This is a genomic window from Streptomyces roseus (assembly GCF_001044425.1).
GTDB classification, from domain to species: Bacteria; Actinomycetota; Actinomycetes; order Streptomycetales; family Streptomycetaceae; genus Streptomyces; species Streptomyces roseus.
In genome coordinates, this window is record NZ_LFML01000131.1 from 108548 (window position 1) to 122227 (window position 13680).

Here is a 13680-nt window from a genome sequence, read left to right on the forward strand (position 1 = left end):
TCCCCTCTCCGGGGAATCCCGGGTTCCGCAGGGCCGGTACGGGCGCCCGCGCGGGCGAACGCCGACGTCCTGCGCACCCGTGGACGGGTGCGCAGGACGCGGGGCGCCGGGCGGCCCGGTTACTTGGAGGCGCCGAAGTCCTGCGTCCACCACGGGCCGCCGTCGCCCTTGTGCACGCCGATGCCGATCTCCTTGAAGGCGCAGTTGAGGATGTTGGCCCGGTGGCCGGAGCTGTTCATCCACGCGTTCATCACCGCGTCGGCGTCGGCCTGGCCGCGCGCTATGTTCTCGCCCAGGCGGGACCACGCGTACCCGGCGGCCTCCACGCGGCTGGTCATGGTGGATCCGTCGGGCCCGGTGTGCGACATGACGCCGCTGCGGGCCATGGTGTCGCTGTAGGCCCGCGCGGCCGCGCTCAGCTTGCCGTTCGAGGTCAGGGGGCCGCATCCGGCCGCGGCCCGCTCCTTGTTGACGAGGGCGAGGACCGCGGACTCGCTGCCCGCGTCGACGGTGCCGGAGCCACCGGAGCCACCGGAGCCACCGGAGCCGCCGGACCCGCCGGAGCCGCCCGAGCCGCTCGACCCCCCGGTACCGCCGCCCCCGGTCGCGGGCTTGCGCGTGGGCGTGTCGCCCTGACCCGGAGCCGACTTGGGCGCGATGCCGCTCTGCGAGGCCGCGGGCTGCGCCGGGGTGGCGGAAGCCGAGGCGTCGGGCGTCCCGGACGGGCTCGGACCCGTCGTGGCGGAGGCGTCGCCGGTGGGGGCGGCAGGGGTGGGAGCTGCCGTGGCGGCGTCGGCGCTCGCCGTCTTGGACGAGGCTCCGGCGGCGCCGTCGGTGCGCCCGCTCCCGCCCGCGCCGCCGTCGGAGTCGGCCACCGCGACGCCGACCGCCACCGCCGCGGCGGCCGCGGTGACGGAGAGGACGATGCGCGTACGCACCGTCTTGTTCCGTCGTGCTTCGACGCGGGACGGACGTCCGGGAGTACGGCTGGGGCTCATGCCGGTAACACCTCACAAGGCAGGGGAGGAGGGGGAGTGCGTCCGAGCCTAGGCCGGTGATCAGCGAACGGAGCGATCCGGAGGGGTTCTTCAACTTCCCTTAAGGAAGCCCGCAGGATCGGCAAAGGGTCGAATCGGGCAATCGCCCCAACCCGCAGGTTCCCAGGTGTTCTTATGATCTTCTTAGGGGCTCTTCCTATCGTCGCCGCTCATGACGACCCGACGACTGCCCGCCGTGCTCGGCGCACTCCTGGCCACGGCCCTCGCACACACCGCGCTCGCGCCGGCCGCCGCGGCGGCTCCCCCCGCCTCCGGATCCGGGCGCGCAGCCCCGCCCTGCGCCCCGGCCCAGTACCTCTACTCCTCCATAGGGGACTTCGACACGGAGGTCAGGCCCCTGATCGACCGGCCGGACATCGCGGGTGTCCAGGTGGTCGTACCGTGGAAGGCCATGGAACCGCAGAAGGGCCAGTACGACTTCACCGCGATCGAGGAGGCCCTCACGGTCCTCCGGGCGCGGTACAAGAAGTTGTTCGTCCAAGTGCAGGACCGCTTCTTCAGCGCTCCCACGCGGCTGCCGGACTACCTGCTCACTGACCCGGCGTACGCCGGCGGCGCCGCGCCGACCACGAACGAGAACGGCCTGGGCCCCGGAGAACCCGGAGCCGTCGCGGCCCAGTGGGTGCCCGAGGTGCGCGAGCGCTTCCAGAGGCTGCTCGAAGCGCTGGCCGCCCGTTTCGACGGACGGCTGGCAGGGGTGAACCTTCCGGAGACCGCCACCCAGGTCGACCTGGGAAAGGACCGCAGCGGCTACACCGACGAGTCGTACTTCCGGGCCGAACTCGACAACATGGCCTTCGGCGCCAAGGTCTTCAAGCGCACGCGGTTCATCCAGTACGTGAACTTCTGGCCCGGCGAGTGGAACAACGACCACGGTTACATGGAGCGGACGTTCGCCTTCGCCCAGGCTCACGGAGTGGGCCTCGGCGGCCCCGACGTCCTGCCGGACCGCCCGGCGCAGATGGAGAATTCCTACCCCTTCTTCGAGCGGTACCGCGGGAAGCTGCCCCTGGTGGCGATGGCGGTGCAGGAACCGGACTTCGAGTACACCAACCCCTCGACCGGCAGGCCCTACACGAAGGAGGAGTTCGTCGACTTCGGCGGGCGGCGCCTGGGAGCGGACGTGATGTTCTGGGCGACCAGCGCCCCTTGGCTGCACCGGCCCGCGTCCTGACCCTCCCCTTCACGCTCGAGGAAGGCCGGCCGCGGACGCCGGGTCGGCGCTGCCGGCGCGGCGGGCGCCGATCGACAGGAGGGCGCAGGCGAGCCCGAGGAGCGGCCAGGGGGTGAGCGGAAGGACCACGGCGATGACGACGGTCCAGCCCCCCAGCGTCCAGGCGATGAAGGGAGGCGGGATGATGCCGCGGCGGTCGAGCCACAGCACCGTCAGGCCCACGAGGGCGAGCGGTATGCCGAAGCTCGCCAGGCTCAGCCAGTACGCGCTGCCCGCCGGACTCATGTCGGCGAGGTCCTCGCCCCACAGCCCGCCGCCGAACCAAGTCCCGGCGTGGCGCGCCGCCTTCTCGACCGTCAGGGCGCCGAGCGTGTGCGCCGCTCCGAACAGGGTGATGATCCAGCCGGCCCATTTGATCACCTGAGTCCACCGCTCTTCCCGTGATCCCGGCAGCCGCAGTTTCGATACTGCCGTTCCGTATCGTGCGGGCACGACGGCGTGACCGTCGACCCCGCGACGGCCACGCCCCTCGCCCCCGCCACCGCAGCGGCGTCAGTGGGTGCTGTGCGCTTCAGGTGCCCGCCGGGTCCGGGCCTCGCAGGACGCTGGTCAGCGGTGCCAGTACGCGCCATCCCATCGCCTCGTACAGGGTGCGGCCCTGCGGCGTCGCGCCCAGTACGCCCGCCGTGGCTCCCTGCTCGACGGCTGCCGCGGTGAGCCTGTGCATCACCAGGCGTCCCAGACCGCGGCGCTGGTGAGCCGGATCGGTCTCCACCTGGTCGACGACCGACGTGTGACCGGTGACGGCGATCTGGCCGCGCGCGGCGAACGAGCCGTCGGCGCCGCGCACCAGGGCGCGGGTGACGCCGTCACGTGTCCAGGTGGTCATCCGGTAGCCGCCGGGCAGCTGCCCCGGAGCCCGGGCGGCGGTGCCGGGCAGGGAGGCGGCCATCAGATGGCCGGGTCCGCCCGCGAGGTGCCAGCCGGGGGCGAGCCATGGTTCGAGCGTTTCCGGCGGGACGAAGGCCTTCAGCCAGACGCCGGGTGCGGCGGAGTGCTCGGTGATCTCCCGGACGGTCGCTTCGTCCGCGGAGTGCAGGACGTGGCGCATGACGTGTCCGTGCAGGCCCACGTCGATGGTGAAACCCGAACCCGTAGCCACGGGTTCGGCGGCACCGCGCGAAGCTGACCAACCGTGGACCCATGCCCCTACCGCCTCGGCCGTGTGCGCGAAAGGCAAGACTTCCCCCTTGCGGGTAACAGGTGAACTCCTGGGTGGATTATTACATCGGGGCGGGGCTTCCACCGCGGGACCCTGGAACCTTTCCGGTCGTCGGCAGCGGCGATCATGGCCGGTTCGGCAGGCCGCTCGCCCCCTCAACGCCCGTATGTCCCAGGGTGTTAGCAGTCCGCCGGCGCGGGCCGCGCGGGGCGGCGCGCGAGGATCGCCGCGGCGGCTGCGCGCGCGGCGGCCCTCCTGGCCTGCGATGCGTGTCTTCCGGGGACGGTCGAACCCGCTCGCCCGCCGACGGGCCGTGCCCAGCGGGCCCAGTCGGGGAGAGCCGCCCACCCGAACCGCCCCCGGTGGGAATGTGGGATTCCGGTGTCTGATTCTGCACCGACTTGATTCAGCCGGAAATCAAGGTTCTCGATATCGAACTCCTGAAGGCAATCTCATTCCCACGAGGAAGACCAACCGCCAAGGAGGCGGAGGGTCGCCGATCGGTGGGGAGCCGGGTATGGCCAGGATCGTTCTGATGTCGGGGAGTCTGCGTCACCACTCGGTGAACGGCGCTGCGCTCGCCACCATCCGGAGCATTCTCGACCGGCGTGACAGTGAATTCCACACGTCGGAGATCCGGGTCGCCGACCTTCCTCACTACAACGAGGATCTGGACGTCGGCCCCGGCCCGGCGGCGGTGAGTGCCGCACGCGAACTGCTCATCGCTTCCGATGCCGCGATCGTCAGTACTCCGTCCTACAACGGTGCCATGACGGGGACGTTGAAGAACGCCCTCGACTGGCTTTCCCGGCCGTGGAAGGCGAGCTCGCTCTCGGGCAAGCCCGTGGCGCTCCTCACCGCTTCCCCCGGGACGTACGGCGGCGCCGACGCGCAGCCCGACACGCGCAGGGTCCTCGAAAGGTGCGGCGCCGTGCTGATCGAGCATCCGCGCGTGGCCATCGGCAGCGCCGACTTCCTGGTCGGCCGTGAAGGGACCATCACCGAACCCTTGGTGGTGGCGGAGCTCGAAAGCCTCGTCGACGCCACCATCGCGGCCATCGCGCGAGGTCGCCGTCGAGTCCCCGTCGCGGTCTAGGCCAGTCCCCCTCGTGCACATCCGCGGAAGGAGGTGAATTCCATGAAGAAGAACATCGTCCGTCGCGTCGTCAACAACAAGATCTGAGCCCTGCCAGGCCGGGTCGACCGCTTCCGCCGACGTTGTGGCGAGGGCGGTGGTTTCCGTGAAGAACGTCGTCGGATCATTTCCGCCACCAAGCCGTGAGGGAGGTGATTTCCATGACCAAGGGCATCGTGCGCCGCATCATCCGCAATGAGATCTGAGCCCCTCCGGGCCGGATCGCGACCGGTAAGAACAAGTGGAGGGAGGTGAGGTACATGGAGAAGATCGTCCGTCGTGTCGTCCGTCACGACATCTGATGCGGAATCCGCATCCCAGCTGAGGGGTGAAACCCCTCGGGCACCTGTCTCCCGGGGAAAGCGAACTGCTTTCCCCGGGGGCTGTCCCCATGAACAGAATCATCAACAGGAGGTATTTTCATGGCGAACCTGGAGCGCCTGACCCGAATCGTGAACAGTCCCGGCCGGGGCCTCCTGGGCGCGGACGCCCGAGGCGGTCTGCACTGGCTCGACCGCGAGCTCAACGTGCTGCGTTCGTCCAATTCCTCCGCCCCCTCGCAGGACCCTGCCGGCGACCCGATCTACGCCGTCACCCTGGTCGACGACTGGATCATCACGCGCGACAAGACGGGCACGATCTCCCGCTGGCACGCCGACACCCTGCGGCTCTCCGACCGCCTCGACGCCGCCGCGACCGCCGACGCCTCGCTGCTCCTCGAAGGCGAACAGCCCGCCCCCACCATGCTCCGCGGCATCGGCGTCTGGGACGGCAAGCTCTACACGAACAACGGGTACTTCCAGGTGGTCGTCATCGACCTGGAGACCTTCACCATCGAGCGGATCACCGAGTGGCCGCACGGCTACGACATGCTCGAATGGTTCTGCACCGACGCCCCCGGCGTGCACGCCGTCTCAGACCGGTCCGGCCGCATCCACCTCGGCTCGCTGCCGGACCTCTCCTTCCCGACGGTCGTCCAGGTCGACACGTCCAACGTCCACCGCGTCGTGTACGACGCCCGCCACAACCGCCTGTGGGCGCTCGGCGACGCGGGTCTGGGCGAGACCCGCAACATCGCCAACGGCGTGATCACGGTCGCTCTCGACGGCACCGTCGGCGAGCGCTTCGACTACGCGCGCAACGACGTCGAAGGCCTCGTCTTCTCACCCGACTTCTCCCGCGCCTACACCGGCGGCTTCGACGGCGAGCTGCTGATCTTCGACAACACCGACCCCCAGCTGCGCGTGGCCGAGCGGGTCGGCGGCTTCAGCCACCAGATCATCGACATCACCGTCGACGAGCACGGCGACGTCTACACCCTCACCCAGGACGGCGAGGTGACCGCGCTGACGGCGGACGGCACCGTACGCGCTCGCCTCGGCTACGAGCGCCAGTGCGTCTGGGACCTCCAGCCCGTCCCGGGCGACGACCGCGCCCTGCTGGCCGCGACCGACGACGGGACCGCCGCGCTGCGCCTGGTCGAGCAGGTCCCGGGCCACCCGGCGCTCGTCCTGACCGGACAGGAGTTCTCGGGCCTCGGCTTCACGCGCCGCCTCGTCACCCTCGACGACGGCTGGGCGGGAGTCTTCTGGCCCGGCACCGTACGCCGCGTCTCCGGTGCGGGCCAGGTGGTGTGGGAGCGGGAGATGCCCGCCCTTTCGCACACGCTCGGCCGGTCCCCCGACGGCGGTCGGCTCCTGATCGCCTGCAACGCCGGCGCGATCGAGCTCGACGCCGCGACGGGTGAGGAGCTGTCCCGGATCGACGACCTGCCCGCCAGTGCCTGGGCGAGCGCCTACCTGGCCGACGGCAGCCGGCTCATCGCCACCCGCAACGGGGTGATGGCCGCATACTCCGCCGACGGCGAAGCGACCTGGACCACCGAACTCGGCAGCTACCCCAAGCGCCTGCTGGTCGACGGCGACCGGGTACGCGCCACCGGTGGCGGCGGCATCAAGGAGTTCGAGGTCGGCAGGCCCCGACTGGGGCAGCGCTTCACCGAGTTGCTCGACAACACCAGCGAGAACTGCGTCATCGCCGACGGCGTCCTCGTCGCGATCACGTACGGCCTCCAGGTCGCGGCGTACGACCACGAGTCCGGTGAACTCCTCGGACTCCACGAGGACCTGCCCGACTTCCCCAAGGGCATGGCCCTGCTGCGCGGCCAGGACGGCACCCCCTACGTGGTCGTCGGCGGCCGCGGCGGATTCCTCCGGCTCTACCGGCTGGACCGCGCGCGCAAGGACAGCGTCCTGACCGCCGTGCGCGACCTGTGGCTGCCCGCCTCCACCGGCGACTACCCGAACGCCGGCCCACGGTGAGCCCTCCCGCGGCCACCACGCCCAAGACCGGATCCGCCCCCGGTTCGGATGCGGTGGAGCCCTCGCCCTTCGGGAACCCGCGGTTCACCGTGTTCGCCGCGGGAAACGCGATCAACAACATCGGCGAGGCGGTGTACGCGACGGCCCTGCCGCTGCTCGCCTACCGCCTGACCGGCTCGCTCACCGTCATGACGCTGCTGGCCGCCGCCGTCCCCGTCGGCATGCTCCTCGCACCGTCCCTGGGCTGGGTGGCCGACCGCTGGGGGCCGCGGGCCCTGGTCGTACCGGGTCTGCTGCTGCAGGCCCTCGCGGCCCTGGTGATGAACCTCGTCCTGCACGCCGGGACGCCCACCCCGGCCGCCCTCTTCGTTTGCGCGCTGCTCGTCGCGATCGGCGCAGCCGCGTACCGGACGGGGTGGATGACCGGAGTACCGGGGATGTTCCCCGACTGCCCGGTCCGTGCCCGCGGGACGCTGAACAGCCTCTTCTTCGCCGCCACCCTCGTCGGCCCCCTCGTCTTCTCCTTCTGCCTGCCCTTCCTGGGCTACGAAGGTCTGCTGTGGCTCAACCTCGCCACCTTCTTCGCGCCGGTCGCGGTCTGGGCGATGGGAGTGCACCCGCCCCGCGTCCGGCCGGGCACGCCCGGCGCCCCGGGCGCCGGCCGCAACTGGAAGCTCTCCGAGGGCTGGAAGGCGATCGTCGCGGACCGCCGTGTCCTCGACATGCTCATCGTGCAGGTCGTGCTCGCCATCACCTGCGGCGCGGGCCTCGAGGCCCTGGTCGTCTACTCGCTGGGCCACACCTGGAGCCTCTCCGACCGCGCCGTGAGCGCCGTCGTCACCGTGATGAACGCGTGCATGCTCGCGGGAAACCTGCTCGTCGCCCAGCGCAAGCGCACCCGCCCGTGGATCACCCTGACGCTGGGCATGACGGCCTGCGGCCTGTCCCTGCTGCTGCTCGCCCTGCCCTGGCGGTCGGTGTTCCTCGCCGCGGTCGCGCTGGGCGCGCTCGGCGAGGGCGCCGTCCTGAGCACCGTCGTGATGATGCGGGTCAAGTACCTGCCCGGCCCGGTCCTGGGGCGCGCCTCGGGGCTGATGTGGCTCGTCACGGGCGGGGCCGCACTGCTCTCGCCCGCCGTCACGCCCGCGCTGACCGAGGTCCTGGGAGCACGGGGGACGTTCCTCGTGCTGGGCCTCGGCGCGTGCTCCGCCCTCTGGTACCTGAGGCGCGGCCGTAGGGACTGGCTCCGGCCGTCCGCACCGGTCGCCTCCGAATCGAACGCGTAGGAGGAACCCCCATGCAGGAAGTTGTCGCATCACCCCGCGGGACGGCCCGCCTCGGGCCCCTGCGGCCTCGTGCCACGGTGCGCTCCGAGGTACGCGTCCCGCTCGGCCTCGGGCCCGGCGCCGAGTTCGACGCGAGGGTGACGACCTTCGACGGACTGGCCGACGGCAAGGAGCACTTGGCCCTCGAACTCGGTGTCCGGCCGGCCGACGGAGTCCCCCTGGTCCGCCTCCATTCGGAGTGCCTGACCGGCGACGTCTTCGGATCGGCCCGCTGCGACTGCGGTCCCCAGCTCCACGAGGCCCTGCGGATGATCGACGGCGTCGGCGGCGTGCTGCTCTACCTGCGGCAGGAGGGGCGCGGCATCGGCCTCTACAACAAGCTCGACGCGTACCGGCTCCAGGACGAGGGCCTGGACACGTACGAGGCCAACCGCGCCCTCGGCCTCGGCGACGACCTGCGGGACTACACGGCCGCGGCCCAGATGCTGCGGACCCTCGGGATCACCGAGGTCGACCTGCTCACGAACAACCCGGACAAGCGCGGCCAGTTGACCCGGCACGGCATCGCCGTGCGCAGCACCGTGCGGACGGGGGTGTTCGCCAACCCCCACAACCTCTCGTACCTCACGGCGAAGGCCGACAAGACGCTGCACACCATCAGCCTCAAGGAGAAGATCGCGTGATCAAGCACCAGGGCCCGATCAGCGGGGTCGCCACCTTCGGTGACCGCTACGTGGCCACCGCCGGCTACGACAACCAGGTCATCCTCTGGAACGCCGCCGAGCACACGTTCCTGGCCCGCGGCGTACACGACCACCTGGTCAACCAGGTGGCGTTCAGCCCGGACGGCTCCCTGCTCGTCACCTCCTCCAGCGACTACACCGCGCGCCTGTGGTCGGTCCCCGACCTGCGGCTGCGCGCGGTGCTGGGGGACCAGAAGGACGACGTGGAGATGTCCGTCTTCCACCCCGAGCAGGAGCTGATCGCCACGGCCTCCCGCGACCACACGGTCCGCGTGTACGACTTCTCCGGGGCCGTCGTCCGCCGCTTCGAGGGCCACACCGCCGACGTCATCTCCGTCGAGTGGCTGCCCGCCACCGGAGAGCTGATCTCCTCCAGCGACGACGGGACGATCAAGCGCTGGTCGCTCGCCACGGGTGAGATGACCGCCGACATCGACCTCGACGGCGTCGAGACGGACACCATCGCCATCACCCGCGGCGGCGTGGTCTTCGCCGGCAACGACGACGGCGCCATCATCCGCATCGAGAACGGCGGGACCGAGTACTTCCCGGCCCACGACGCCGGCATCAAGCGCCTCGTCCTCAACGCCGCGACCGGCGCCCTCGTCAGCCTCAGCTACGACCGCTCCCTGCGCGTCTGGGACACCGCAGAGGGGCTGCGTCCGCTGCACACCGCCGAGTTCCCCGCGGAGATCTGGGCCAGGTCCTGCGCCTTCCTCGACGACCACACGCTCGCCTTCGCCACCTTCGGCTCCACGTACGCCACCTACGACACCGTGACCGCGACCTGGAACCTGGACCTGGTGGAGGGCACGCGCTGCGTGAACGCCGTCACCACCCTGCCCGACGGGCGCACCTACACCGTCGGGGACGCGGGTGTCGTCCGCGTCGACGGGGCCGAGGGGGGACGCCCGGACAGCCTGTGCAACTTCCTCGTCCCCGTGGGCGGCCGGGTGCTCACCGGCGGCCAGCTGGGCCGCGTCTTCGACGCCGACACCGGCGAGACGCTCCACCAGCACCGTTCCCCGCTGAACTGCGCGGCCGCCTTCGAGCGCGACGGCGTACCGCACGTGGTCGTCGGCGCCTACACCGGCGAGGGCCTCGTCTTCGCCGTGCGGGCGGACGGGGCGGTCGAGCACGTGGCGACGCTCCCGCTGCTCGCCAACGCCGTGAAGGGCCTGGCCGTCTCCGGCGACACCGTCTTCGCGGTGTGCGCGGACGCCTCGGCCAGCTGGTTCAGCACCGAGACCCTCCAGGAGACCGCCCGCGTGGAGGAGGCGCACACCCGGATCGCCAACGGCTGCGCGCCGCTGCCCGGCGGCCGGTTCGCCAGCGTCAGCCGGGACCTGCTCCTGCGCCTGTGGGACGGCGACGGCGCGACGGCCGTGCCCACCCCGCACGACCACTCCGTCAAGTGCGTCGCCGCCTCCACCGACGGGGTCCTGGTCGCCACCGGTTCGTACGGGGGCACGGTGGCGGTCTACGACACGCGCACCGGAGCGTGGCCGTACGTCGGCAAGCCCACCACCGCCGGCATCTCCGCCCTCCACTACGCGCCGGAGGCGGACACCTTCCTCGCGGCCTCGTACGACGGCTCGGTGTACCCGGTCCCGGCGGTACGGGAGGCGGACCCCGCCCCGCAGCGGTGGTGAACACTCCACGCGCGGCGCAGGCGTCTCACGGTCCGTCGATGAGGCGCTGGAGGCCGGGGGCGTAGAGGTCGGCCAGGCGTTCGGCGCCGGCGTGGACGCCGGCGCCGTCGGGGCGGTGCAGGCTCAAGGTGGCGCCGAGCCCCAGCAGTTGGCCGGCGATCAGCTCGGCCCGCAGCTGTGCGTCCGGGCCTCCGAGGGCGGCGGCCAGCCGGTCGGTGACCTGCTCGCGGAAGCGCGCGCGCAACAGGGTGCGTTCGTCCTCGATGCCCAGGGAGAACACGACGCGCAGCAGGGGATCCCCGCGCAAGCGGTCCCGTAGCTCGACCATCGTGAGGACCAGGTGCCGGCCGAGGGCGGGGGGCTCGGCGGCGAACAGTTCGTCGGCGGCCGCCCGGAAGTCGACGACCGTGTTGAACAGCGCTTCCTTGCTGCCGAACCGCTTGACGATCAGCGACGGGCTCACTCCCGCGGCGGCCGCGATCCCGCGCATCGTGACCTCGGCGTACGGCCGCAGGGTGAACGCGCGGCGGGCGGCCCGGACGATGGCCTCGCGCCCGGTCTCGGCGCCCGCCTCGCCGCCCGCGCCGGTGCCCGTCTCCCCGCGCGCGTCCGCACCGGCCTCCCCCTCGGCCGGGGCGGACGCGGTGGTGGGGGAGTCCTCGGTGCTGCTCATGCGCTCTCCGGGGCGGCGGTCACGGACGCTGACACCGTGACCGTACCGCCCGCGCGGCCCCGCAGCGGACCGCGTCCGCCCCTGACGCGGTGCGACGGCCGGTCCGACGGCCGGTCCGACGGCAGGAACAGCGTGGCGACGAGGGCGGCGAGCGCCGTGCCCCCGGCGATCAGGAAGATGAGCAGGTAGGCGTGCAGGGTCGGTGCGGTGCGCCCGCCGGCGACGAAGGTCACGTGGGCCAGGACGGCGGCGACCACGGCGCTGCAACAGGCCTGGCCGACGGAGCGCATGAGGGTGTTGAGACCGTTGGCCGCGGCGGTCTCCCCGACCGGTACGGCCCGCATCACGAGGGCGGGCAGCGCCGAGTACGCGATGGCGGTACCGGAGGAGACCACGGTGGCGCCGGCCACGATCAGCCAGAGGCTGTGGCTGGTGAAGAAGCGGACCACGTAGCCGACCGCCATGACGACGGCGGCCAGCGCGAGGGCGGTGCGGGGCCCGTAGGCGGCCGAGATCCGTGCGGAGACGGGAGAGAGGGCAACCATGGCCAGGCCGCCGGGCAGCAGGCACAGGCCGCTGACCACGATGGACGCGCCGAGGCCGTACCCGGTGCTGGTGGGCTCCTGCACCATCTGCCCGGTGACCAGGGAGTTCGCGTAGAACGCGAAGCCGATCAGCAGGGCCGCCACGTTGGTGAGCAGGACGGCGGGCCGGGCGGAGACCCGCAGGTCGACCATGGGGGATACGGTGCGCAGCTCGAACCACCCCCACAGCAGGCCCACGACCACGGAGGCGCCGAGCAGGCCGATCGTGCGCGGGGAGGTCCACCCCCAGTCCGAGCCCTGGGTGATGGCGAGCAGCAGGCCGACCAGGGTGGCGGTCAGTCCCAGGGTGCCGGGGAGGTCGAAGCGGCCCGGCGATCGCACCGGCGACTCGGGGACGATCCACAGCACCAGCAGCAGGTCGAGGAGGCCGAGCGCCGCCGACGCCCAGAACATGGTGTGCCAGTCGAAGTTCTCCATGACGACCGCGGCCACGGGCAGACCGATGGCGGCGCCGATGCCGAGCGTCGAGCTCATGAGCGCGATCGCGGGGAGCACCCGCTCGGCCGGCAGCTCGTCGCGGATGATGCTGATGCCGAGGGGGATCACCGCGAGCGCCGCTCCCTGGAGGGCCCGGCCGGTGATCAGGACGCCGATGTCGGAGCTGACCGCGCACAGCACGGAGCCGACGCTGAGCACGCCCAGCGAGGCCAGCAGCACCCGCCGTTTCCCGTACATGTCGCCGACGCGGCCGAGCACGGGGGTGAACACCGCGCCGGTCAGCAGCGTGATCGTGACCAGCCAGCCCGCGGCGCCGGGGCTCGCCCCCGTGAGGTCGGGGACGTGCGGCAGCAGCGGAACCACCAGGGTCTGCATGACGGCGACGACCATGCCGCAGAAAGCGAGGACGGGCATGACGAGCTCGGGGTGACGGCTGCGGGAGGCGACGGGCGCGGGGGAGGGCGTAGGGGAGGGTGCGGTGGGGTCCTCGGGGGCCGGACCGGGTGCGGGTATCGCGGGGGGCATGTTGCTCCAGGGGCGTGGGGGAGCGGAACCACAGGGGTGCACGACTGTTCACCCCCAGGGTAAACGACTGTGCACCCCCTCGTCCGCCCCCTCCGGTTTAGGGCATTGGTCCAGACCTATTGACGGGGTCGGTGGGCGCTCCTACGATCCGGACCGGCGCATCCCCACGTCTCCCCACCTCACCCAGGCCGGGTGTCACACCCCCACGCATGGTCATGCCCATGACACTCGGCGGGATTGGAGCACCGCATGTTCCGTCGACGGTCGCGTACCCCACGTCCGCCGGGCGACCTCCGCCCCTACCCCCGCCGTCCGGCCGTCCTGAGGCGCGTACTGGCCGGGGTGAGCGCCGCCGCCGTCATCGCCGCCGGCCTCGCGGTGGCCGGCTCCGTGACGGCCGGGGCTGCCGTCACCGCCGACCTGGTGGCCAACCCGGGCTTCGAGAACGGGCTGAGCGACTGGTCGTGCCCGGGCGGTGTCGCCGCGGTCGTCGCCGGCCCGGTCCGCTCCGGCGCCGCGGCCCTCAAGGCGGTACCGACCGGTCAGGACACCGCCCAGTGCACCCAGACCATCAGCGTGCAGCCCAACTCCCAGTACTCCCTCAGCGCTTACGTCCAAGGCAGCTACGTCTATCTGGGCGTCACCGGCACGGGGCTCACCGGCTCCCCGTCCACGTGGACGCCCAACAGCCCCTCGTACGGCCGGCTCGACGTCGCCTTCACGACCGGGCCGAGCACCACGTCGGTGACCGTCTACCTGCACGGCTGGTACGGACAGCCCGCGTACTACGCGGACGACGTGTCGCTCAGCGGCCCCGGCGGCCCCACCCCCACGCCGACCGCGACGCC

Annotated in this window: 12 protein-coding genes; 7 read left to right on the plus strand and 5 right to left on the minus strand. The window is 71.9% G+C overall.

The window, feature by feature from the left end; translation table 11 throughout:
* Window positions 1-119 precede the first annotated feature (119 nt).
* On the minus strand, window positions 120-998 hold the full coding sequence (locus tag ACS04_RS29940; protein WP_048479938.1) for a CAP domain-containing protein: 879 nt from the start codon (window positions 996-998) through the stop codon (window positions 120-122).
* Window positions 999-1209: 211 nt separating this feature from the next.
* Here ACS04_RS29940 and ACS04_RS29945 point away from each other — a divergent pair, with 211 nt between their 5' ends.
* Window positions 1210-2232, plus strand: a complete 1023-nt coding sequence (locus tag ACS04_RS29945; protein ID WP_107438740.1) for a hypothetical protein — start codon at window positions 1210-1212, stop codon at window positions 2230-2232.
* Between the two features lie 9 nt (window positions 2233-2241).
* On the opposite strand, the gene ACS04_RS29950 is transcribed toward ACS04_RS29945, so the two are convergent.
* Window positions 2242-2652 carry a DUF6463 family protein gene (locus tag ACS04_RS29950; RefSeq protein WP_048479939.1) on the minus strand — a complete coding sequence of 137 codons (411 nt, stop codon included), beginning with the start codon at window positions 2650-2652 and terminating at the stop codon, window positions 2242-2244.
* Window positions 2653-2803: 151 nt separating this feature from the next.
* Window positions 2804-3394: a GNAT family N-acetyltransferase gene (locus ACS04_RS29955; RefSeq protein WP_245236609.1), complete on the minus strand. Its 591-nt coding sequence runs from the start codon at window positions 3392-3394 to the stop codon at window positions 2804-2806.
* Between the two features lie 577 nt (window positions 3395-3971).
* Between ACS04_RS29955 and ACS04_RS38440 the strand changes: the two genes are divergently transcribed.
* The 5 genes from ACS04_RS38440 to ACS04_RS29980 all read left to right on the plus strand — a co-directional run bounded on the left by ACS04_RS38440 (window position 3972) and on the right by ACS04_RS29980 (window position 10591).
* On the plus strand, window positions 3972-4550 hold the full coding sequence (locus tag ACS04_RS38440; RefSeq protein WP_053081018.1) for an NADPH-dependent FMN reductase: 579 nt from the start codon (window positions 3972-3974) through the stop codon (window positions 4548-4550).
* A 461-nt stretch (window positions 4551-5011) separates the two neighbouring features.
* A complete protein-coding gene (locus ACS04_RS29965; RefSeq protein WP_048479941.1) occupies window positions 5012-6910 on the plus strand; it encodes an outer membrane protein assembly factor BamB family protein in 1899 nt (632 codons plus the stop codon).
* Window positions 6907-8196, plus strand: coding sequence for an MFS transporter (locus ACS04_RS29970; RefSeq protein ID WP_158977658.1), 1290 nt, complete (start codon window positions 6907-6909; stop codon window positions 8194-8196). The genes ACS04_RS29965 and ACS04_RS29970 overlap by 4 nt, the downstream gene beginning before the upstream one ends.
* Window positions 8197-8207: 11 nt before the next feature.
* Entirely contained in the window at window positions 8208-8879 is a 672-nt protein-coding gene (locus ACS04_RS29975; RefSeq protein WP_107438742.1) for a GTP cyclohydrolase II, read from the plus strand.
* Complete coding sequence (locus tag ACS04_RS29980) at window positions 8876-10591, plus strand: WD40 repeat domain-containing protein (RefSeq protein WP_048479942.1); 1716 nt, start codon at window positions 8876-8878, stop codon at window positions 10589-10591. The genes ACS04_RS29975 and ACS04_RS29980 overlap by 4 nt, the downstream gene beginning before the upstream one ends.
* 25 nt (window positions 10592-10616) lie before the next feature.
* On the opposite strand, the gene ACS04_RS29985 is transcribed toward ACS04_RS29980, so the two are convergent.
* Window positions 10617-11264 (minus strand): TetR/AcrR family transcriptional regulator, encoded by a 648-nt coding sequence (locus ACS04_RS29985; RefSeq protein ID WP_078865506.1) that lies wholly within the window; start codon window positions 11262-11264, stop codon window positions 10617-10619.
* Window positions 11261-12832, minus strand: coding sequence for an MFS transporter (locus ACS04_RS29990; RefSeq protein WP_078865507.1), 1572 nt, complete (start codon window positions 12830-12832; stop codon window positions 11261-11263). The genes ACS04_RS29985 and ACS04_RS29990 overlap by 4 nt, the downstream gene beginning before the upstream one ends.
* 342 nt (window positions 12833-13174) lie before the next feature.
* Here ACS04_RS29990 and ACS04_RS29995 point away from each other — a divergent pair.
* On the plus strand, window positions 13175-13680 hold a 506-nt coding region (locus ACS04_RS29995), incomplete at its 3' end, for a carbohydrate binding domain-containing protein (protein WP_425337858.1).

Excerpts from the sequence above, each read along its gene's own strand:
- ACS04_RS29990 (WP_078865507.1), bottom strand. The coding sequence starts at position 12,832 with ATGCCCCCCGCGATACCCGCACCCGGTCCGGCCCCCGAGGACCCCACC.
- ACS04_RS29985 (WP_078865506.1), bottom strand. The coding sequence starts at position 11,264 with ATGAGCAGCACCGAGGACTCCCCCACCACCGCGTCCGCCCCGGCCGAG.
- ACS04_RS29945 (WP_107438740.1), top strand. The coding sequence starts at position 1,210 with ATGACGACCCGACGACTGCCCGCCGTGCTCGGCGCACTCCTGGCCACG.
- ACS04_RS38440 (WP_053081018.1), top strand. The coding sequence starts at position 3,972 with ATGGCCAGGATCGTTCTGATGTCGGGGAGTCTGCGTCACCACTCGGTG.
- ACS04_RS29975 (WP_107438742.1), top strand. The coding sequence starts at position 8,208 with ATGCAGGAAGTTGTCGCATCACCCCGCGGGACGGCCCGCCTCGGGCCC.
- ACS04_RS29965 (WP_048479941.1), top strand. The coding sequence starts at position 5,012 with ATGGCGAACCTGGAGCGCCTGACCCGAATCGTGAACAGTCCCGGCCGG.
- ACS04_RS29940 (WP_048479938.1), bottom strand. The coding sequence starts at position 998 with ATGAGCCCCAGCCGTACTCCCGGACGTCCGTCCCGCGTCGAAGCACGA.